Source organism: Paenibacillus sp. FSL F4-0236 (genome assembly GCF_038000135.1).
In the GTDB taxonomy this organism is placed as follows: domain Bacteria; phylum Bacillota; class Bacilli; order Paenibacillales; family Paenibacillaceae; genus Paenibacillus_AQ.
The window spans coordinates 6,757,547-6,778,836 of the sequence record NZ_JBBOBK010000001.1 but is presented as its reverse complement, the minus strand read 5'-3'; the positions used below and the strand labels follow the sequence as shown (position 1 = coordinate 6,778,836).

Genomic DNA, 21,290 nt, shown 5'->3' with positions numbered 1-21,290 from the left:
GTTATCCCTGCTGTTGCCGAAGGCGTACCACTTCATACATAATGACTCCTGCGGCGACAGAGGCATTTAATGAATTGATCTTTCCGGCCATCGGCAGCTTAAGTAATACATCACATTTTTCACGAATCAGGCGTCCCATCCCTTTATTCTCATTACCGATTACAACAGCTACCGGTCCTGTGAAAATATTGGATCCAAACAGATTCTGATCTGTATCCACATCCGTACCTACTACCCAGACTCCCTGCTCTTTCAGACGATCAATGGTCTGACCTAGGTTAGTCACCCGCGCAACCGGAACATATTCCACGGCACCCGCCGATGTTTTGGAGACGGTAGCAGTAATCTGAGCCGAACGACGTTTAGGTACGATTACTCCATGCACTCCAGTACAATCTGCTGTCCGCAGAATGGACCCTAGGTTATGAGGATCTTCAATCTCATCCAGCAAAATCAAGAATGCAGGCTCTCCTTTGGCTTCAGCTGCAGCCAGCAGATCATCTACCTCGACATAGGCAAAAGGCGCGGCTTGAGCAACTACCCCCTGATGTTGAACTCCAGGAGCAAGCTGATCCAGCTTACGTTTGTCCACATGCTGAATGACAATCCCCGCTTTACGTGCTTCAGCGACGATTGGTGCGGTCAGATGCTTCTGAGCCGTTTCTGCAATCCATATTTTATTTAATGTACGACCCGCACGAAGCGCCTCAAGCACTGAATGCTTCCCAGCCAATATTTCCTCTTCTGTCTTCAAATCTTCTTCCATGTTCACTTCTCCTATTCTCTATTTCGCAAAAGCCTTATCACGGCTGTTTCAACATAAACTGTATGCCACTGTTCACAATTTCTTGTATTCTCTCCTGTTGACCTGTGTAGTATAAGTAACCTATCAGACACTCAAAAGCAGTAGCATGACGGTATTCAAGCACATCTGCATTCTTAGGAATACTTCCCGATTTAGCATTTCTCCCCTGACGGGCGACATCTTTTTCCTCTTCTGTGAGACTTGGCTCCAAAAATCCAAGAATTGCACTCTGCGCCTTAGCGGATACAAGTCCTGTAGCAGAGCGATGCAAATGGTTTGGGCGCAAATTCGGAAGAGATACTAAATACTGGCGAACTGACACTTCGTAAATGGCATCTCCTACATAGGCAAGCACAATTGGCGAGAGGAGTCGCGCAGGTTTGGAAGGCTCGTAAGGAAACCACCCGTTCTGAAACTTGCGTTCCTCACTCATTTCCGCCGCCACCGCATTCCTTGCGGAGTATCCTCAAGCAATATGCCCAAGCGACCTAATTCATCACGAATCTCATCGGACCGGCTCCAATTCTTATTTTTACGCGCTTCAACCCGCTCCGCGATCAATCGTTCAACTTCTTCACTCGCGATCTCTTCTTCCTCATGCTCAGGTGTCAAACGCAGCACAGCATTCATTTCCCCAAAAGCTTGCAAGAGCGCAGCAAAATCAGCAGGGGCTGCTTCACTATTCGCAAGGGTATGGTTTGCAAGACTCACCCAATCAAACATAGCGGTAATCGCATCAGGGGTATTAAAGTCATCCTGCATTCTAGCATGAAAATTGGCCACAATAGCAGATAACTTATCATTAATCTCTAAGCTGACCTCACCCTGAGCACCTTCAGCAGCAAGTTCAAGACGATGCTTAACGTTACTTTCTGCAAGTGAGATACGTTCTACGCTCTTTTCAGCTGAAGTCATTGAATCCACCGAGAAGTTCAACGGATTACGATAATGGGTCGATAGCATGAAATAACGAATAGTCCCAGCTTTAAATTGCCCACGGATATCTTTCACAAGCCAACCGTTACCCAATGATTTCGACATTTTTTCATCACCGATGTTGATAAATCCATTATGCATCCAGTAATTAGAGAGTGGCTTACCCGTCAGAGCTTCTGTCTGAGCGCATTCGCATTCATGATGCGGGAACTGCAAATCTTGTCCACCCCCGTGGATGTCCATCGTATCCCCCAAGAACTCTCTTGCCATGGCCGAGCATTCAATATGCCAGCCTGGGCGTCCATTTCCCCACGGGCTCTGCCAGTACACTTCACCTGGTTTTGCTGCTTTCCACAGCACAAAGTCCTCAGGTTTCTCTTTCCGTGAGTCTACCTCCACGCGAATACCAAACTGTAATTCATCTAGATTCTGACGGGACAGCTTACCATAGTCTTCAAATTTGGAAGTACGGTAGTATACATCGCCACCACTCTCGTAGGCATACCCTTTTTCCTCGAGCTCTTTAATGAATCCAATGATCAGCTCCATGCTTTCTGTTACCCGCGGATTCAATGTTGCCGGTTTTACTCCAAGCCCTTCAAGATCCTCACGATAAGCATTAATAAAAATCTCAGCAACCTCTGCTACTGAAGTGTTCATTTCTTCTGCTTTGCGTATCAGTTTATCATCTACATCTGTGAAGTTCGTAACATACCGTACCTCATTGCCGAGTTGCTCCAAATAATTCCGGACCATATCAAAGACAATAATAGGTCTAGCATTTCCGATATGCATATATCCATAAACGGTTGGACCACATACATACATTTTCACTTTGCCCGACTCTTGGGGCACAAACTGCTCCTTGCTGCGTGTCATTGTGTTGTAAATTTGTAAAGCCATCCTATTCCAACCCTTTCTGTTGTCCCGATTCCTAAAGTACCGGATATGCTTAAATTTCGTAATCACCAATGTACTGCTGAGTTTCGACTAGCCGCTGCGCGGTCTTTTGCTTATCTTCTTCGCCAAGCTTCTCTCTGATCTCTTCGATCTCTTTTTGCAGAAAGCGAAGTGAATCTACAAGCGGGTCTGGCATCTTGGTATGATCCAAGCGATCGGATACACGTTCACCGTTACGTTTTACTACACGGCCCGGATTTCCTACTACTGTACTGTTATTTGGAACTTCACGCAGCACAACCGCATTCGAACCTATATTTGAATTGTCGCCGATACGAAACGATCCTAATACCTTCGCACCAGAACCAATAACTACATTGTTGCCAACTGTGGGATGGCGCTTACCTTTTTCTTTCCCTGTCCCCCCAAGTGTAACACCTTGATAGATAATAACATCATCACCGATTTCACAGGTTTCCCCAATAACAATCCCCATACCATGGTCGATAAACAGCCTATTTCCGATGACAGCTCCGGGATGGATTTCAACACCGGTCATAAATCTACTAAACTGTGAGACCATACGGGCCATTGTATACCAGCGGCGTTTGAAAAAAGAATGGGCAATCCGGTGACCCCAAATGGCGTGCAACCCTGCATATGTGAAGACAACCTCGAACCAGCTGCGGGCAGCGGGATCGTTATCAAATACCGCCCGAATGTCCGACTTAATATGCTTAAACATCACGGTTCCTCTCTTCTTGACTCCCCCATCTCCTGTTTACAGGTACACAAGGAAGGTATTGTCTCCAATCCATCATTCTTATCATACATATGCTGTGGGTGTTTGCTTGGTTTGTTATATTAGAAAAGATACCCTGAAACAAAAAAAAGCCCCTGCAGCATAAAGCTGCAGAGACGTTTAACCGCGGTTCCACTCTGCTTGAACGAATCAAACAGACTGCTGTTGTTACCATCGGCAGAGTTCCTTCGTTCCACTTGGCATCATTAACGGCGATGTACCCGGCGCGATCTAACGAGCCTTTAGGATCGTTCAACCGTGCAGCTCACAGGCGCATGTTCTGCCCCGGACAAATGAATAACTCCCAGCCCGAAAGGGTATTCCTTTCTCGGTTATTCTCTCTGGCAATTGCCTTTATGGACGTACTTCTCCTGATCACAGCTATTATCATATGTTTCTATCTTAGCGTAAAAGATAAGGGACTGACAAGAGGCTTAATGATAAGTAATACTACCTTAAGCTCCTTTAATTTGTGATTTCAAACGTTCGATGACACGGTTTTGGCCGAGCAAAGCAATCGTTATATTAAGATCACGTCCGTGCGTTTGTCCGGTCAAAGCCACACGTATCGGCATAAAGAGCGCTTTGCCTTTGTGCCCTGTTTCTTTCTGCACTTCCTTGATCAGTACAGCCATATTACTAGCACTGAAATCCTGACAAGCTTCAACCTTAGCTAGGAAAGCAGACAAGACTTCAGGCACTTGGCTTTCCGCCAGAACCTGCGCCGCTTCTGTTTCTAACTCCAGATGGCTGCGGAAGAATAGTTCAGATAGCTCTACGATATCGGAGGCAGAGTTCATCTGCTCTTGATACAGTGCTACAAGGCTTTCTGCCCATGCCTGCTGCTCATCATTCAGCTCAGCCGGTATTTTCCCCGCTTTTTGCAGATGTGGAATCGCTAATGCCGAGATCCGTTTAGGATCAGCATGCTTAATATAGTGATTATTTAGATGCGCCAGCTTGTGCTTATCGAATACAGCCGGACTTTTGGACAAACGGTCCGCATCAAAAATAGAAATAAGTTCTTCTTTACTGAAGATCTCCTCTTCTCCCTCTGGCGACCAGCCCAGTAGAGAAATGAAGTTAACCAAAGCCTCAGGCAAGTAACCCAATTCATCATATTGCTCAATAAATGTAATTACAGATTGATCCCGCTTGCTAAGCTTCTTATGGTTGTCACCGACAATCAGTGTCATATGACCAAATATTGGGGGTTTCCAACCAAGAGCCTCATAGATCATTAGCTGACGTGGTGTGTTGGAAATATGATCTTCCCCACGTAGTACATGGGTGATAGCCATCAAATAATCATCAACAGCTACCGCAAAGTTATAGGTCGGAATTCCGTCCTTCTTCACGATAACAAAATCACCCATTTCTTTCGTATCAAAAGAAATAGTACCTTTTACGATATCATCGAACGTGTACGTACGATCTTCTGGTACACGGAAGCGAATGCTAGCTACTCGTCCCTCAGCTTCAAAGGCAAGGCGTTGTTCTTCCGTCAAATCACGGTGTTTGCCGGAATAACGAGGGGTTTCTCCACGTGCAGTCTGTTCTTCACGTTCTGCTTCCAGTTCTTCCTCTGTGCAGTAACAGCGGTAAGCCAAACCTTTATCCAGCAAATCCTGCCAATATACACGATATAGGTCAAGACGTTCAGTCTGGCGGTAAGGTCCGTACTCTCCGCCAACATCAACACTCTCATCCCAATCCATGCCTAGCCATTTCAAATACTTAAGCTGGCTCTCTTCGCCGCCTGCGACATTGCGCTTCACGTCTGTATCTTCAATTCTGATAATGAATTTACCGCCTTTATTACGGGCGAACAGATAGTTAAACAGCGCCGTTCTGGCGTTACCTATATGTAAATGTCCCGTAGGGCTCGGTGCGTAACGCACCCGGACTTGATCCGTCATTATATTCCCTCCGCTTCATATGGTTAAAACTTAGATTTGCTACTTAGACCATCTCAAGATGATATCACATCTTGGAGTAGACAGACAATAGATTGTGCGGCAATTCCTTCACCACGACCGGCAAAACCAAGCTGTTCAGTAGTCGTAGCTTTAACGTTCACCTTGGACGGGTCCGCGTGAAGCGCACGAGCGATAATCTCCGTCATTTGTGGAATGTATGGCGCCATCTTTGGTTTTTGGGCAATAATCGTTGAATCGATATTTCCAAGCTTATAACCTCGCTCGCTAGCAAGTGCCCACACTTGTTCTAATAATTTCAAGCTATCCGCGTCCTTAAACGCTGGATCTGTGTCCGGAAAATGTCTGCCAATATCACCAAGTCCTAGTGCGCCTAGAATCGCGTCACTTACTGCGTGCAGCAGCACATCGGCATCGGAATGTCCTACTAATCCTTTTTCATAAGGAATCGTAACGCCTCCAATAATACAAGGCCTTCCCTCAACCAGTTGATGTACATCAAACCCTTGTCCTACAGCGATCATGATTGTCCCTCTCCCCTGTTTCTTTCTGTGAATTCTGCAAAATCCAAATCATCTGGCGTCGTAATCTTAATATTTCTGTAGCTTCCCTCTACCACAGAAACCGGAATACCAGCACGCTCTGCCAAGCTGGAATCATCAGTACCTAGAAATCCATCCCGCTCCGCGGCCGCATAGGCATCCAGCAATTCAGAAAGACGAAAAGTCTGCGGGGTTTGAATCGCCCACAGACTTCGCCGATCCGGCGTAGACAGTACTTTGCCTTCGTTATCTACCTGTTTGATCGTATCTTTGACTGGTACAGCAAGAACTGAAGCACCGATCTGCTTCGCTCGCTCATAACATGCCTCAATTTCATTCGGCTGCACAAACGGACGAACACCATCATGTACCATTACCCACTGTGTCGTAAGTTTCAACAATCCTTTATGTACGGAATGCTGACGCTCAGATCCACCAGGTACTATAGCCTTAACCTTGTCCAGCTTATAGAGCTGTATCCATTCCCGGCAGCGCTCAATATCTTCCTTACCGGTTACGAGCACGATTTCAGAAATCAATTCGTGCTGCTGAAATACTTCCAGCGTATGAACGATGATTGGTTTCCCCTGCAGTAACAGATATTGCTTGCTCTCTACAGTCCCCATTCGCGTTCCTCTGCCTGCCGCCACAATGACGACGCCCACACTGTTTGACATTACTCTGGCTCCTGTCTTTCACGTATATTCCCATCATAACGTGTTTGGCGGGCATTTCCAACCCATAGGACATTTGCCGTGTACTTTATCTACGCTTATTGTGCTTTTTCCAAGAGCTTTGGCTTCGCAAATATCATCCGTCCAGCTGAAGTTTGAAGCACACTCGTGACGAGAACCTCCATCGTAGTTCCGATATATTCCCGTCCGCCTTCCACAACGATCATTGTTCCATCGTCTAAATAGGCTACGCCTTGTCCATGCTCTTTGCCATCCTTAATGACCTGAACTACGATTTCCTCACCAGGCAACACTACGGGCTTCACGGCATTCGCAAGATCATTAATATTCAGGACTGAGACTCCTTGTAATTCGCAAACCTTATTCAAGTTAAAGTCATTGGTAACTACTTTACCTCGCAGTACCTTCGCTAACTTCACCAGCTTACTATCCACTTCAGAGATTTCTTCAAAATCTCCCTCGTAGATTAATACCTTCACATCGAGCTCTTTTTGGATTTTATTGAGAATATCAAGTCCCCGCCGTCCGCGATTACGTTTCAGTAGATCGGAAGAATCTGCGATATGCTGGAGCTCCTCAAGTACGAATTCCGGTATGACAATCGTTCCCTCAATAAATCCAGTTTTGCAAATGTCGGCGATCCGACCATCAATAATAACGCTCGTATCGAGGATTTTATGCTCCTCCAGGCCACGACCTTCCGGTTCAGCCGCTTGCCCCCAGCGTCCAGTTGTCCAAAGTGCAGCTAGTTCCTCTTTTTTCTCCAGACCGATCCGCAGCCCCATATATCCAAAAGCTAACGTAACGGGTACCTGCAGCAACTGCCCAGCTTTTCCAAGCCAAATCATAGCAGGATATAACAGAAGAGATAGCAAAAGCCCTCCTGTAAGCCCAGCTGCACCTGCAGCCAATTCATTCATTGGTATACGCGAACAGTACAGAACCGCCTCCCGCAGTTTTGAACCTCCCCATTCCGCGCATAAAGACCCCGCAAACAAAAAAATAATGGCACCCAGCACCGTAAATAAAATGCTTCCTTCTACAGGTAAACTTTCACTCAGCTTTTCCATCCCCTTGGGGAATCCTCTTTCAAGCGCATGGTATAGCGAAAAACCAGACCAAGCACCACATATTAAAGCAAAAGACAATATCACTTTTTTCCACATAACCTAACGCACCTCCTTTTTATTCATCCTTGAATGATCTATACCTCACCAGTATGTTCCAATTTTCAAGACGATAAACTTGGGGTAGCGCTGGAATTGCAAAAAGGCTTTGCCATCCCCTAAGGACGACAAAGCCTCTAGCTATAATTATATTAGTTCAACCTTACTACAAGACTGCTTTAACCGTTCTTCGAGTGATACACTTTATCTTCAGAACGTCTTCTACGACGGTGACGGCGTCTGGCTGTCAATCGATCGATGTTTTGTTTAAAACCATATAACGCGTAAATCCCAAGTAAGACGAAGATTAGCTTAGCAATTTGTTCAGGAAACACAACAGCAACAGCCACGGCAACAACAATGACTACTGGCGCTCCGACAACCACTTTTTTAGGTAATCCAACCTTCTTAAAATTAGGATATTTAACAGTGCTGACCATCAAGTATGATAAGAGCAATGTAGCCACGATCATAAATGGAGCAGAAACATCTTTATTAAAAAGAGCTAATGTGGCAAGTACACCACCAGCAGCAGGAATTGGCAATCCGATGAAATAACCAGGAACTCCTGGATGAACATTAAAGCGAGCTAGGCGCAATGCACCAAACACCGGGAAAATTGCAGTTACTGTCCAGGCTAATGCAGAATTTAAATCATGCAGGCTTGAGACGTACATAATAACAGCCGGTGCTACTCCAAAAGAAACGACATCAGACAAAGAGTCCAGTTCCTTACCAAATTCACTCTCACATTTAAGTGCACGAGCAACTCGGCCATCCAATCCGTCTAACAGCATAGCAATAATAACCATGATAGCGGCCATGCTAACTTTACCGTCAAACGCCATCATGATACCAAACATTCCGAGCATCAAGTTACCTATGGTAAAAAGACTCGGAATTGATTTTTGTATCATTTCTTCACCTCAATTTTCTCACATTGGCCTTAAACAGCTCCAATATTACGTGATTGTATGTTATTTACATTTGCCTGTCAATAAGAACTTGCTTCTGTAAACGTTTGAGCCCATCCTGAATATTACGAGCCCGCACCTCCCCAATTCCGTCCACTTCATCCAGTTCAGCTATGCTTGCAGACATCAAATTAGGCAGCATTTCAAACCGCTCCACCAGATTATGAATGATCACATTTGGAAGCCGCGGAATCTTGTTGAGCAGACGATATCCACGCGGAGTAACCACCTCTTCGGAAGAGATTGCCGTAGAAGAGTAGCCCAGCAATCGAGCAATATGGTTGTCATCCATTAGGTCATCATCACTAATACGTTTGAGACCGGCAATAATTTCACGAATTTTATCTTCTTGCTCTTCCTTAGCATAGTCTCTGTATAGGAGCCATGCTTCTTCCTCTGTATTTCCAACCAGTTCTTCCATCTGCATGCTGATTAAGCGTCCTTCATTGCCTAGTTCATTTATATATCGTTTGATCTCCATTTTTATGCGTAGAACCATCTCTACCCGCTGAATCACTCCGACTACTTCAGCTACGGTGACGATTCCCTCATACTCCGAAGCAGACAAATTCGTCAGTCCTTGTGTAAGAACCGCTTTGTACTTTTCGAGGGTCTGAATCGCTTGATTAGCTTTAGCCAAAATAGCTCCGATTTCTTTTAACGCATACCGAATGGAACCTTGATACAGGGTAATAATATTGCGGCGCTGTGAAATAGAAACAACCAGTTTACCTGTTTGCTTCGCTACGCGCTCGGCGGTCCGGTGACGAATGCCTGTCTCGATTGAAGAGATGGACGAATCCGGAATTAGCTGTGTATTTGCATACAAAATTCGTTTCAAATCCTCACTAAGAATAATGGCACCGTCCATTTTGGCGAGCTCATATAAATAATTGGGCGAAAAATCGCAGTTAATGGAGAATCCTCCATCCACTACCTCCATCACCTCAGGACTATACCCAACGACGATTAGTGCTCCCGTCTTAGCGCGCAGCACATTCTCAAGACCTTCCCGAAAGGGTGTCCCCGGTGCCGCCAGTCTGAGCAGATCATTCATATTCTCTAATTGGTTATATTCTTTCATAATCCCTGTGCCCCCTAATCTAACGCGACCGATAGTGCATCTGCTACGGTACTGACGCCAATAATCTGGATATCTTGCGGGTGCTTCCAGCCCTTCAAACTTTTCTCCGGCATGATCACCCGCCGGAAGCCTAGCTTCGCGGCCTCCTTCACACGCATTTCCGCGCGTGAAACACCTCTTACTTCACCTGTAAGTCCTACTTCACCGAAGAAAACATCGTAAGGTTTTGTTGAAATATCACGAAAGCTGGAAGCGATACTAACAGCTACTGCTAAATCAATCGCCGGTTCATCCAGCTTCACGCCTCCAGCAACATTAAGGTATGCATCCTGATTTTGCAGGAACATGCCCATCCGCTTCTCAAGTACAGCGATAATGAGTGCCATCCGCTGGTGATCCATACCTGTGCACACCCGGCGTGGGGAGGGGAAATGAGTGGCAGCGATAAGAGCCTGAAGCTCAACAAGCACCGGTCTAGTCCCTTCCATACTAGCCACGACTGTAGATCCGGCTACGCCGAGTGGACGCTCCGATAAGAAGAGCTCCGATGGATTTTCTACTTCTGTTAGACCCACTTCACCCATTTCGAAAATGCCGATTTCATTCGTTGAACCGAAGCGGTTCTTTACAGCCCGCAGGAGTCTATACGTATGATGCCGCTCTCCCTCAAAATACAGCACACAATCCACCATATGTTCAAGCATCCGTGGGCCTGCAATAGCGCCTTCCTTGGTGACATGCCCAACGAGAACTGTAGCAATTCCCCGAATCTTAGCGATACGCATAAATCTTGTCGTACATTCCCGAACCTGGGTCACACTGCCTGGCGCACTGGTTACTTCTGGCATAAATACAGTCTGAATCGAATCGATAACAAGAAATTGCGGCTGAATTTGTTCAATCGCTTCTTCTATGCTTTCCATATTCGTCTCACATAGTACATATAGCTCAGCTGACAACGCACCGAGGCGATCCGCACGTAGTTTAGTTTGCCTTACCGATTCTTCGCCCGAAATGTACAGCACTCGCAATCCCTGAGTTGTCAGAGCATGCGACGTCTGTAATAAGAGCGTAGATTTACCGATTCCTGGGTCTCCCCCTACTAGTACCAGCGATCCTGGTACGATCCCCCCACCGAGAACACGGTTAAGCTCACCTATACCTGTCAGTATGCGCGGTTCCTTGTCACTTTCTATACTTATGATCGATTGTGCCTTTTCTTTACTATGAAAAATAGGGGCATTCATTCCCTGTGTTTTGACTACGCTTTCCGTTTCCTCCACCATGGAGTTCCAAGCTTGGCACCCGGGACATTTTCCGAACCATTTTGGCGATTCGTATCCACAATCGGTGCAAAAAAATTTAGTTTTTGGTTTAGCCATTTGTTCTCCTTACGGTCCGAACTTTTAAATTGCGGATATTTTCTTCTAATGAAAGTTTACCATTTCTGCCCCTTTAACGAAAGGTCATTCGGAATTTGTACTAAATGTATATTTTTAAGTGATAAATTTATATTAAAAAAGCTTCCGCCCCTCTATAAACTGAGGAGCGGAAGCTTTTTTTATTCCGTTTTTTTATTCGGATTCTACTTCTTTTTCAAGCAATGGCGCTACAGGAGCATCCACTTTATTCACTACAAGTTCTCCGCCAACTTCATCAATGTTGAGCGAATCACCCTTTTGGATATTTCCTCTCAACAATTCCTCGGAGAGACGGTCTTCAATATGCTTCTGAATCGCACGACGTAATGGACGTGCACCAAAGGCTGGGTCGTAACCTTCCTTAGCCAGGAAAGCCTTCGCCGCATCCGTGAGTACGAAATCAACATCATATTCACGCAGCCGCTTGCGCAGCTCATCAGACATCAATGTAACGATTTCAGCAATATGCTTCTCATCGAGGGAATGGAAGACGATGATTTCGTCAATCCGGTTCAAGAACTCAGGACGGAAGCTCTTCTTAAGCTCTTCCATAACCTTGCCCTTCATATTACCGTATTCTGCTCCAGCATCTTGCACAGCTGTGAATCCAAGTGTCGAATTCTTCTTGATCGCTTGTGCGCCTACGTTAGAAGTCAGAATAATTAATGTATTACGGAAATCGACTACCCGTCCTTTAGAGTCAGTTAAACGACCATCTTCAAGAACTTGCAGCAGAATGTTGAATACTTCTGGGTGCGCTTTTTCAATTTCATCAAGCAGCACTACAGAATAAGGTTTACGGCGTACCTTCTCGGTTAATTGGCCACCTTCTTCATAGCCAACATATCCAGGAGGGGCTCCGACTAAGCGGGACGTGGAGTGCTTCTCCATGTATTCCGACATATCAATACGAATGACCGCATTCTCATCGCCGAACATGGCTTCAGCCAATGCACGAGCCAACTCAGTTTTACCTACACCAGTAGGACCGAGGAAGATAAAGGAACCCATTGGACGTTTCGGATCTTTAAGACCCGCACGCGCACGGCGTAGTGCCCGGCTAACTGCCTTAACAGCTTCGTCCTGACCGATCACTCGTTCATGCAGTAAAGCCTCCATGTTAAGTAGACGGTCGGTCTCCTCTTCCTTCAGCTTGCTTACAGGTATACCCGTCCAGCTAGCTACAACCTGTGCGATGTCTTCAGGTGTAACCTCTGAATCCGTGCGACCCTGTTTTTCTTTCCATTGATTCTTAGTCGTATCAAGCTCTTCACGGATTTTTTGCTCTGTATCACGCAAAGCCGCCGCTTTTTCAAACTCTTGACTCTGCACTGCGGAATCCTTCTCCTTACGGATATCATCCAAGCGCATTTCAAGTTCCTTCAGATTTGGCGGGATGGTGTAAGAGTGAAGCCTTACTTTAGATCCTGCTTCATCGATAAGGTCAATCGCTTTATCTGGCAGGAAACGATCCGGGATGTAACGATCGGACAACTTCACTGCTTCCACTATAGCTTCATCCGTAATCTTCACACGGTGATGCGCTTCATAACGATCGCGAAGTCCGAACAGAATTTGGACCGCTTCTTCTGGAGATGGCTGATCCACCGTAATCGGTTGGAAACGACGCTCCAACGCAGCATCTTTTTCAATATATTTACGATATTCGTCAAGCGTAGTCGCACCAATGCACTGAAGTTCTCCACGGGCTAAAGCCGGCTTCAGAATGTTAGATGCGTCAATCGCACCTTCCGCGCCACCAGCACCGATCAGTGTATGAAGCTCATCGATAAAGAGCACGATATTACCTGCTTGGCGAATCTCATCCATAATTTTCTTGAGGCGGTCTTCAAACTCACCGCGATATTTTGTTCCAGCCACTACTGAGCCCATGTCGAGCGTCATGACGCGTTTGTCGCGAAGTGTTTCTGGGATTTCATTATTGATAATCTTTTGTGCAAGTCCTTCAGCGATAGCTGTTTTACCAACACCAGGTTCACCGATCAGTACCGGGTTATTCTTAGTCCGGCGACTCAGTACCTGAATAACACGTTCAATTTCCTTACTACGGCCGATAACTGGGTCTAGATTACCTTCCTTAGCATAAGCGGTCAAATCGCGCGCAAGACCATCCAGGGTCGGTGTGCTGACGTTAGCCGGAGTCCCGCTATGACTAGAGGCAGCCTCGCTGCTTCCCAGGAGCTGAAGAACTTGTTGACGAGCTTTGTTCAAGCTGATGCCGAGGTTATTAAGCACACGAGCCGCGACACCTTCCCCTTCACGGATAAGTCCAAGCAAAATATGCTCAGTGCCAACATACGTATGACCCAATTTGCGGGCTTCGTCCATCGACAGCTCAATCACTTTTTTAGCGCGAGGAGTATAAGCAATGTTCGTAGGCTGTTCTTGACCTCTGCCAATCAGTGTCTCCACTTCGTCCTGGATTTTTTCAAGACCTAGCCCTAAAGCTATTAATGCCTTAGCAGCAATGCCGTCTCCTTCACGAATAAGTCCGAGCAAAATATGTTCTGTACCAATATTGTTGTGTCCTAAACGAACAGCTTCTTCCTGCGCCAGCGCTAGCACTTTTTGTGCGCGTTCCGTAAATCTTCCAAACATCATATCTCCTGCACCTCCATGAATAATAAATATCTATATTAATGTTGTGTTCCCAGTGTTTCTCGGAGCAGTTTTGCCCGATACATATCTCGTTCAGTAGCGTTCAGCTCATCGCCGAACATCTTTTGCAGAAATCCTGGCTGTGTCTTAACGTTAAGTTCATTAAGCACTGAAATCGAAAGACCTTCCAGAATGCCAAGGTCAACCCCAAGTCTCACATCAGATAGGCGTTGAGCAGATTCTTTAAGCTCCATAAGAGCTGCATAACATAAAATTCCGTAAGAACGCTTCACTCGGTCTGTTATTCTCAGGGCGGAATCAACAAGCAACCGTTCACGTGCATTTCGCTCATGCTCAATAATCTGGGTAACTACACTGTGAAGGTTCTCTATAATTTCACTTTCCGTTTGACCGAGAGTGATCTGATTAGAAATTTGAAAGATGTTCCCTACTGCTTCGCTACCCTCACCGTAAATTCCTCTTACAGTCAATCCCACTTGGTTCACTGCAGACAAGATGCGATTGATCTGATGAGTCATTACAAGCGCTGGTAGATGCAGCATTACCGAGGCACGAAGCCCCGTACCAACATTGGTGGGACAACTAGTCAAATATCCTCTTTTATCATCAAAAGCGTAATTGACAGCTGCCTCGAATATATCATCGATCGCCGTCGCACGATCCCATGCTTCTCTAACCTGAAGACCAGGAAACAGACATTGGATTCGCAGATGGTCCTCTTCGTTAATCATGATGCTGACCGACTCATCTTCATTCAATAAGACAGCCGCACTGCGCGAATCATTAGCCAAGTTAGGACTGATTAGATGCTTCTCAACCAGTACCTTTTTGTCCAGTTCATTCACTTCATCAAGCTTTAGGAGTTGAAAAGATCCGAAATCTGCAGCTGCTTCCTCATGAAACACAGGAGCCAGTAGCTCTAATACTTCTTCCGATTGCTCTAAGGAAGCCAGCATTGGGAACGGAAGATGCTCTAGATTACGGGCAATACGCATACGACTGCTAATTACAATCTCAGAATGACTACCTCCAGAACGCATCCAATCACTAAGCGCTTGTTCAGTAAATCGGAGACTTGACATGTCATATCCCCCCTATATATCAAAGACTTTACTCTTGTGCTATTTCTTTTTCAAGTTTACGAATCTGATCTCGCAGCTCCGCTGCTTTCTCGAATTCTTCTTGTGTAATACTTTGCTGTAATTCCTGCTTGAGTTCATCAATTTGGCGTCTAAACACAATCTGAGCTCCTGCACGTTTCGGAATCTTACCTACATGTGAAGTACTGCCATGCACTCGCTTAAAAAGCGGGTCCAGTGCACTGTTAAAATATTCATAACAGGAGCTACAGCCAAAACGGCCTAATTTGCTAAACTGGGAGTACGTCATCCCACAATTCTCACATTGCAGACTCTGCGTAGTCTTCGTTGCAGCCGACTTCTCCTTGCCGGCACCTTCAAGATCAAGCAGACCTGAGAGCAGACTGTGGATAGAGAATCCTCCAGCCGTTCCGGGAATGAGTTCACCCTTCTCCCGTGCACAGCTCTCGCAGATATGAAACTCCGTCTTCTCTCCATTCACGATCTTAGTGAAGTGGAGTGTTGCCGGCTTGACGCCACATTCCTGGCATTGCATAAGCGAAAGCCCCTCCCTTATGGTTGACAATTATTTGCCTAACAAAGAGATTAACATCGCCTTCATAATCTTGGCACGAATCTCATCCCGGTATGGAATCTTAACCGTTAGGCATTCCCGAGAAACAGCAGCGCGCATAAGGCACGCTTCACGCTTACTTAGAAAACCAGCTTCCTCCAGCTGATAAATCAGCCCTTCAGCAGCGTTCTGATCAATCCCGCCACCTATAGTATGGTTTAAATGGGCATGCAGTGCCACGTTAGGCGGTAATTCAAAACGTTGAATACGAATATATCCCCCACCACCACGCTTACTTTCCACCACATAACCTTTTTCCAGAGTAAAGCGTGTACTGATGACATAGTTGATCTGTGACGGTACGCATGAGAACTGGTCCGCCAGGTCATTTCGCTGGATTTCCACCGTACCTTCGGGACTTTCATGCAAAATATTCTTCAGATATTGTTCGATAATATCAGAGATATTGCGCATCACTCATCCTCCAGTGCTTAAATCTTTATAATACCGATTGCAACTTGCATTCATAATGACAATGGTCTTTAATTGAACTTAAACATTTGTGGATAATCCCACGTGTTCAGAGGATCGGATTGCTGTCATTATGTTTCGTTGACTTTGACTTTCTTTGACTTTTTAATATTATAACATATTCTGTGCTAATTCCAAGTGGATTCTCTTATTTTTCACTTTTTTCAGCGAATGTATTCGGAAATAAAGAACTCTCCCAACTTCTTTCGAAGGGGAGAGCCTGATTTTTGTCAAGTTTAAACGCCTTCGGTATCCTTATTAGGACGATAAGCGTTTATGCGAGAAATATAAGGATAATGTATAGCGTGAAACTTATACTTTCTTATATTTTTAAAAATGATCAAATAAAGCTGTCTGTGCTTGTGGAATAATTTCTTCAAACCATTCCAGTGCTGCTGCGTGGCCAGAGACACTTCCATAACGAGCCATCTCTGTTGGTCGTTTGTACCCAAGCATCAAGGCCGTCAAAGTGCCTATATCACAGCTCAAGTCTGCTTCCGCCCGTTCCCCTTCCACTCGTATCAAAGTAGCCGAGCCCTCATTAGAGATATTCCATGCCCATAACCCATCATTCCAAGGTGCATACTTATCTTCGATATATATAAGCTGCTTCTTTTGACTACTGTTTCCTCTGAAGGTGTAAGTTTCAATGAATGACTTGGCATTAACAATCCGCCCCATAAAATAAGGATAATTCTCTTGTCCTATACGTGGATCTGGCAGCAAGAAAGGTAACATGTCATCCGAAGGCACTAGCTTTAAGGATGCACCGGTCACCATCGAATCATGGTTCGCAAGAAATGTCCACAGCCCCTGCCGGGCTTGTTCATTCAAAAAAACAAATTCATCAATGACCAGTTCTCTGTTCTCTACCTTATACAGCACATATCCCTCTGGTTCACCACTCTTGGAGTAAAATACCGCACTCTTTCCTTCATCATCTAGAACAGAGTTCTCCCACCAATCCAAATCGCGCTTAAGTGTCCCGTTATAACTGACAGCGAATCGAGTATATAGGCTATCCAATACTTCGATATCCTTTATGTCCCGTTTAACCTTGCCCTCAACTTCAACCTTTTTAGGAAATTTCGCTACTGGAATAGAGTATTTCTTATATTCACAATAAACTTCCCAGCCAAATTTACGATAGAACGGAATCAAGAATGGGTGTAGAAAAGAGAGCGTTTGCCCCGCCTCATTCATCGTATGCAGTGCATGAGACAAAAGATTTGCCACATGTCCTTGTCTGCGGTTCTCTGGCCATGTAGCTACTCCTGCTATACCACCCATAGGTACCACTCTGCCCTGTATGTAGACTTGGAAAGGAATAATTGTCAATTTAGCTTCCAATGTTCCGTCCTCAAAAGCACCCCATACCTGTTCAGGCTTGAATCTTTCCTTAGCACTTGCTCTTTTTTCACTAGGAAGCTTGTACTGAAAAGCATATTCTGACAAGTTCATGCTTGCATCGAATTCTTCCGAACGTAACTGTCTTATTACCACAAACTCACCTCATCCTTTATAAAATTACTTTTAGGATAAGTATAACAAGAGCGTCAATTGTGCGCTAATCTATTGCATTATTTATAACTTTATTTTTAGTTATCCACAGCTCTATACAGTTTTAAAAATAGTCTTGAAATCTTGTCACATCCAAGTTAAAATAGTTATCCACTTATCAATAACTCTATCCACATAATCCCGGCTATATCCACAGCAACCCGTGTACTACTTAGGTTTTCTGTTGACAGATCCATATAAATATGTATTTAATCCACACTATTTAGGGGTTATTTCTCTTTCAATCATCTATCCACATGTGCGTAACTTTTTCTGCAAATCCAAAAGTTTATCCACAAGTTTTCCACAGCCTATAATAAACGCAAAAAAGCCACTGTCGATTACTCAACAGTGGTCTAATTGTGCTTGGCAACGTCCTACTCTCCCAGGACCCTTCGGTCCAAGTACCATCGGCGCTGGAGGGCTTAACGGTCGTGTTCGGGATGGGTACGCGTGGAACCCCTCCGCTATCGCCACCAAACATGCGTCTGTGAAACAGACGCTGCCGCGTGAAATTTCGTTCATCACCAGAAGTGAGAATGAATTTCTAAGCGTGTACAGGCTTGATGCCTGAAAACTGAATCCGAATTGAATTTGCGTTCTAAGTATAGGATAAGCCCTCGACCGATTAGTATTGGTCAGCTCCATGCATTACTGCACTTCCACCTCCAACCTATCTACCTCGTCGTCTTCAAGGGGTCTTACTAATTGGGAAATCTCATCTTGAGGGGGGCTTCACGCTTAGATGCTTTCAGCGCTTATCCCGTCCGTACGTAGCTACCCAGCCATGCTCCTGGCGGAACAACTGGTGCACCAGCGGTACGTCCATCCCGGTCCTCTCGTACTAAGGACAGCTCCTCTCAAATTTCCTGCGCCCACGACAGATAGGGACCGAACTGTCTCACGACGTTCTGAACCCAGCTCGCGTACCGCTTTAATGGGCGAACAGCCCAACCCTTGGGACCTACTTCAGCCCCAGGATGCGATGAGCCGACATCGAGGTGCCAAACCTCCCCGTCGATGTGGACTCTTGGGGGAGATAAGCCTGTTATCCCCAGGGTAGCTTTTATCCGTTGAGCGATGGCCCTTCCATGCGGTACCACCGGATCACTAAGTCCGACTTTCGTCCCTGCTCGACTTGTAGGTCTCGCAGTCAAGCTCCCTTATGCCTTTGCACTCTTCGAATGATTTCCAACCATTCTGAGGGAACCTTGGAACGCCTCCGTTACTCTTTAGGAGGCGACCGCCCCAGTCAAACTGCCCGCCTGACACGGTCCCCGTACCCGGTAAGGGTACTAGGTTAGAACCTAGATACGATCAGGGTGGTATCCCAACGGCGCCTCCACCGAAGCTTGCGCTCCGATTTCTACGGCTCCCACCTATCCTGTACAGATCGTACCCAAATTCAATATCAAGCTGCAGTAAAGCTCCATGGGGTCTTTCCGTCTTGTCGCGGGTAACCTGCATCTTCACAGGTATTAAAATTTCACCGGATCTCTCGTTGAGACAGCGCCCAAGTCGTTACGCCATTCGTGCGGGTCAGAATTTACCTGACAAGGAATTTCGCTACCTTAGGACCGTTATAGTTACGGCCGCCGTTTACTGGGGCTTCGGTTCATAGCTTCGGGTTACCCCTAACCACTCCCCTTAACCTTCCAGCACCGGGCAGGCGTCAGCCCGTATACTTCGCCTTGCGGCTTCGCACAGACCTGTGTTTTTGCTAAACAGTCGCTTGGGCCTTTTCACTGCGGCCCCCTCGTGCTATTCACACTACCGGGGCACCCCTTCTCCCGAAGTTACGGGGTCATTTTGCCGAGTTCCTTAACGAGAGTTCTTCCGCGCGCCTTAGAATTCTCTTCTCGCCTACCTGTGTCGGTTTGCGGTACGGGCACCTTCTCCTGGCTAGAGGCTTTTCTTGGCAGTGTGAGATCATGACCTTCGCTACTGTAATTTTCGCTCCCCATCACAGCCCAGCCTTAACGATGTGCGGATTTGCCTACACATCAGCCTCACTGCTTAGACGGACATATCCATCAGTCCGCGTCACTACCCTCCTGCGTCACCCCATCGCTCATAGCGGATTACGGTGGTACAGTAATTTCAAACTGTTGTCCTTCGACTACGCCTTTCGGCCTCGCCTTAGGTCCCGACTTACCCTGAGCGGACGAGCCTTCCTCAGGAAACCTTGGGCTTTCGGCGGATCAGATTCTCACTGATCTTTTCGTTACTCATACCGGCATTCTCACTTGTATGCTGTCCAGCGCTCCTTACGGTACACCTTCAACCCACATACAACGCTCCCCTACCCCAGATACATACGTATCTAGCCATAGCTTCGGTGGTGTGTTTAGCCCCGTTACATTTTCGGCGCAGAGTCACTCGACCAGTGAGCTATTACGCACTCTTTCAATGGTGGCTGCTTCTAAGCCAACATCCTGGTTGTCTGTGCAACTCCACATCCTTTCCCACTTAACACACACTTGGGGACCTTAGCTGATGGTCTGGGCTGTTTCCCTTTTGACAATGGATCTTAGCACTCACTGTCTGACTCCCGGCAATAAGTATATGGCATTCGGAGTTTGACTGAGCTTGGTAATCCTTGCGGACCCCGCACCCAATCAGTGCTCTACCTCCACTACTCTTATACCGAGGCTAGCCCTAAAGCTATTTCGGGGAGAACCAGCTATCTCCGAGTTCGATTGGAATTTCTCCGCTACCCCCACCTCATCCCCGCATTTTTCAACATGCGTGGGTTCGGGCCTCCAGTGCGTGTTACCGCACCTTCACCCTGGACAGGGGTAGATCACACGGTTTCGGGTCTACGTCCACATACTAAATCGCCCTATTCAGACTCGCTTTCGCTGCGGCTCCGTCTTCTCGACTTAACCTTGCATGTTAAACGTAACTCGCCGGTTCATTCTACAAAAGGCACGCCATCACCCATTAATAGGGCTCTGACTTTTTGTAAGCACACGGTTTCAGGTTCTATTTCACTCCCCTTCCGGGGTGCTTTTCACCTTTCCCTCACGGTACTGTTTCACTATCGGTCGCCAGGTAGTATTTAGCCTTAGCAGATGGTCCTGCTGGATTCATACGGGGTTTCACGTGCCCCGCACTACTCGGGATCCGTCTCGGAGAGAACACAGTTTAGGCTACAGGGCTTTTACCTCTATCGCGGGCCTTTCCAGACCTCTTCACCTACCATATTCCTTTGTAACTCCATGTGAGACGTCCCACAACCCCTAAGAGCAAGCTCTTAGGTTTAGGCTGTTCCGCGTTCGCTCGCCGCTACTGACGGAATCACTATTGTTTTCTCTTCCTCAGGGTACTTAGATGTTTCAGTTCCCCTGGTCTGCCTCTACATCTCCTATGTGTTCAGAGATGAGTAACTGCGAATTACCACAGCTGGGTTTCCCCATTCGGACACCCCCGGATCAAAGCTTGCTTACAGCTCCCCGAGGCAGTTTCGTTGTTCGCCACGTCCTTCGTCGGCTCCTGGCGCCTAGGCATCCTCCGTGTGCTCTTATTAGCTTAACCTCGATTTTTCCTAAGAAAAATCTCACTAATAACATTTACTTGTTTGCACAAGTTGCTAAAAGATGTTCTAAAACGCAAATTCGTTTCGGTATCCAGTTTTCAAGGAT

16 protein-coding genes and 2 rRNA genes are annotated in these 21,290 nt (G+C 46.3%); all 18 read right to left on the bottom strand.

Annotation, left to right across the window (positions count from 1 at the left end):
• Position 1: 1 nt before the first annotated feature.
• Positions 2 to 766 (bottom strand): 23S rRNA (guanosine(2251)-2'-O)-methyltransferase RlmB, encoded by a 765-nt coding sequence (gene rlmB, locus NSQ29_RS30100; RefSeq protein ID WP_042131237.1) that lies wholly within the window; start codon positions 764 to 766, stop codon positions 2 to 4.
• Between the two features lie 37 nt (positions 767 to 803).
• The gene (locus NSQ29_RS30095; RefSeq protein ID WP_042192194.1) at positions 804 to 1,238 is read right to left on the bottom strand and encodes a Mini-ribonuclease 3; all 435 of its coding nucleotides are present in this window, start codon (positions 1,236 to 1,238) and stop codon (positions 804 to 806) included.
• The gene (gene cysS, locus NSQ29_RS30090; protein WP_042192197.1) at positions 1,235 to 2,644 is read right to left on the bottom strand and encodes a cysteine--tRNA ligase; all 1,410 of its coding nucleotides are present in this window, start codon (positions 2,642 to 2,644) and stop codon (positions 1,235 to 1,237) included. Before cysS ends, NSQ29_RS30095 begins: the two co-directional genes overlap by 4 nt.
• Positions 2,645 to 2,693: 49 nt before the next feature.
• On the bottom strand, positions 2,694 to 3,386 hold the full coding sequence (cysE, locus tag NSQ29_RS30085) for a serine O-acetyltransferase (protein ID WP_042192199.1): 693 nt from the start codon (positions 3,384 to 3,386) through the stop codon (positions 2,694 to 2,696).
• A 512-nt stretch (positions 3,387 to 3,898) separates the two neighbouring features.
• Positions 3,899 to 5,362 (bottom strand): glutamate--tRNA ligase, encoded by a 1,464-nt coding sequence (gltX, locus tag NSQ29_RS30080; protein ID WP_339267428.1) that lies wholly within the window; start codon positions 5,360 to 5,362, stop codon positions 3,899 to 3,901.
• A 53-nt stretch (positions 5,363 to 5,415) separates the two neighbouring features.
• Complete coding sequence (ispF, locus tag NSQ29_RS30075) at positions 5,416 to 5,904, bottom strand: 2-C-methyl-D-erythritol 2,4-cyclodiphosphate synthase (RefSeq protein ID WP_042192203.1); 489 nt, start codon at positions 5,902 to 5,904, stop codon at positions 5,416 to 5,418.
• Positions 5,901 to 6,599 carry a 2-C-methyl-D-erythritol 4-phosphate cytidylyltransferase gene (gene ispD / locus NSQ29_RS30070; RefSeq protein WP_042192206.1) on the bottom strand — a complete coding sequence of 233 codons (699 nt, stop codon included), beginning with the start codon at positions 6,597 to 6,599 and terminating at the stop codon, positions 5,901 to 5,903. Before ispD ends, ispF begins: the two co-directional genes overlap by 4 nt.
• Positions 6,600 to 6,694: 95 nt before the next feature.
• Positions 6,695 to 7,783, bottom strand: a complete 1,089-nt coding sequence (locus tag NSQ29_RS30065) for a PIN/TRAM domain-containing protein (RefSeq protein ID WP_042131244.1) — start codon at positions 7,781 to 7,783, stop codon at positions 6,695 to 6,697.
• Positions 7,784 to 7,962: 179 nt separating this feature from the next.
• Complete coding sequence (gene pssA, locus NSQ29_RS30060; RefSeq protein WP_042192208.1) at positions 7,963 to 8,700, bottom strand: CDP-diacylglycerol--serine O-phosphatidyltransferase; 738 nt, start codon at positions 8,698 to 8,700, stop codon at positions 7,963 to 7,965.
• Positions 8,701 to 8,764: 64 nt separating this feature from the next.
• Positions 8,765 to 9,841, bottom strand: coding sequence for a DNA integrity scanning diadenylate cyclase DisA (disA, locus tag NSQ29_RS30055; protein ID WP_042131246.1), 1,077 nt, complete (start codon positions 9,839 to 9,841; stop codon positions 8,765 to 8,767).
• 14 nt (positions 9,842 to 9,855) lie between these two features.
• Positions 9,856 to 11,223: a DNA repair protein RadA gene (radA, locus tag NSQ29_RS30050; RefSeq protein ID WP_042131247.1), complete on the bottom strand. Its 1,368-nt coding sequence runs from the start codon at positions 11,221 to 11,223 to the stop codon at positions 9,856 to 9,858.
• A gap of 192 nt (positions 11,224 to 11,415) precedes the next feature.
• Positions 11,416 to 13,884, bottom strand: a complete 2,469-nt coding sequence (gene clpC, locus NSQ29_RS30045; protein WP_042131248.1) for an ATP-dependent protease ATP-binding subunit ClpC — start codon at positions 13,882 to 13,884, stop codon at positions 11,416 to 11,418.
• A 35-nt stretch (positions 13,885 to 13,919) separates the two neighbouring features.
• Complete coding sequence (locus NSQ29_RS30040) at positions 13,920 to 14,984, bottom strand: protein arginine kinase (RefSeq protein WP_042192210.1); 1,065 nt, start codon at positions 14,982 to 14,984, stop codon at positions 13,920 to 13,922.
• 28 nt (positions 14,985 to 15,012) lie between these two features.
• A complete protein-coding gene (locus NSQ29_RS30035; RefSeq protein WP_042192214.1) occupies positions 15,013 to 15,537 on the bottom strand; it encodes a UvrB/UvrC motif-containing protein in 525 nt (174 codons plus the stop codon).
• Positions 15,538 to 15,567: 30 nt separating this feature from the next.
• A complete protein-coding gene (locus NSQ29_RS30030; protein ID WP_042131251.1) occupies positions 15,568 to 16,029 on the bottom strand; it encodes a CtsR family transcriptional regulator in 462 nt (153 codons plus the stop codon).
• 387 nt (positions 16,030 to 16,416) lie between these two features.
• Positions 16,417 to 17,589 (bottom strand): GNAT family N-acetyltransferase, encoded by a 1,173-nt coding sequence (locus tag NSQ29_RS30025; protein ID WP_341126706.1) that lies wholly within the window; start codon positions 17,587 to 17,589, stop codon positions 16,417 to 16,419.
• A gap of 421 nt (positions 17,590 to 18,010) precedes the next feature.
• Positions 18,011 to 18,127: ribosomal RNA gene (rrf, locus tag NSQ29_RS30020) — 5S ribosomal RNA — on the bottom strand.
• Positions 18,128 to 18,254: 127 nt separating this feature from the next.
• A 23S ribosomal RNA gene (locus NSQ29_RS30015) occupies positions 18,255 to 21,183 on the bottom strand.
• Between the last annotated feature and the right edge of the window lie 107 nt (positions 21,184 to 21,290).

Coding starts and splice junctions, on each gene's coding strand:
- rlmB (WP_042131237.1), bottom strand. CDS start 766: ATGGAAGAAGATTTGAAGACAGAAGAGGAAATATTGGCTGGGAAGCAT.
- NSQ29_RS30095 (WP_042192194.1), bottom strand. CDS start 1,238: ATGAGTGAGGAACGCAAGTTTCAGAACGGGTGGTTTCCTTACGAGCCT.
- cysS (WP_042192197.1), bottom strand. CDS start 2,644: ATGGCTTTACAAATTTACAACACAATGACACGCAGCAAGGAGCAGTTT.
- cysE (WP_042192199.1), bottom strand. CDS start 3,386: ATGTTTAAGCATATTAAGTCGGACATTCGGGCGGTATTTGATAACGAT.
- gltX (WP_339267428.1), bottom strand. CDS start 5,362: ATGACGGATCAAGTCCGGGTGCGTTACGCACCGAGCCCTACGGGACAT.
- ispF (WP_042192203.1), bottom strand. CDS start 5,904: ATGATCGCTGTAGGACAAGGGTTTGATGTACATCAACTGGTTGAGGGA.
- ispD (WP_042192206.1), bottom strand. CDS start 6,599: ATGTCAAACAGTGTGGGCGTCGTCATTGTGGCGGCAGGCAGAGGAACG.
- NSQ29_RS30065 (WP_042131244.1), bottom strand. CDS start 7,783: ATGTGGAAAAAAGTGATATTGTCTTTTGCTTTAATATGTGGTGCTTGG.
- pssA (WP_042192208.1), bottom strand. CDS start 8,700: ATGATACAAAAATCAATTCCGAGTCTTTTTACCATAGGTAACTTGATG.
- disA (WP_042131246.1), bottom strand. CDS start 9,841: ATGAAAGAATATAACCAATTAGAGAATATGAATGATCTGCTCAGACTG.
- radA (WP_042131247.1), bottom strand. CDS start 11,223: ATGGCTAAACCAAAAACTAAATTTTTTTGCACCGATTGTGGATACGAA.
- clpC (WP_042131248.1), bottom strand. CDS start 13,884: ATGATGTTTGGAAGATTTACGGAACGCGCACAAAAAGTGCTAGCGCTG.
- NSQ29_RS30040 (WP_042192210.1), bottom strand. CDS start 14,984: ATGTCAAGTCTCCGATTTACTGAACAAGCGCTTAGTGATTGGATGCGT.
- NSQ29_RS30035 (WP_042192214.1), bottom strand. CDS start 15,537: ATGCAATGCCAGGAATGTGGCGTCAAGCCGGCAACACTCCACTTCACT.
- NSQ29_RS30030 (WP_042131251.1), bottom strand. CDS start 16,029: ATGCGCAATATCTCTGATATTATCGAACAATATCTGAAGAATATTTTG.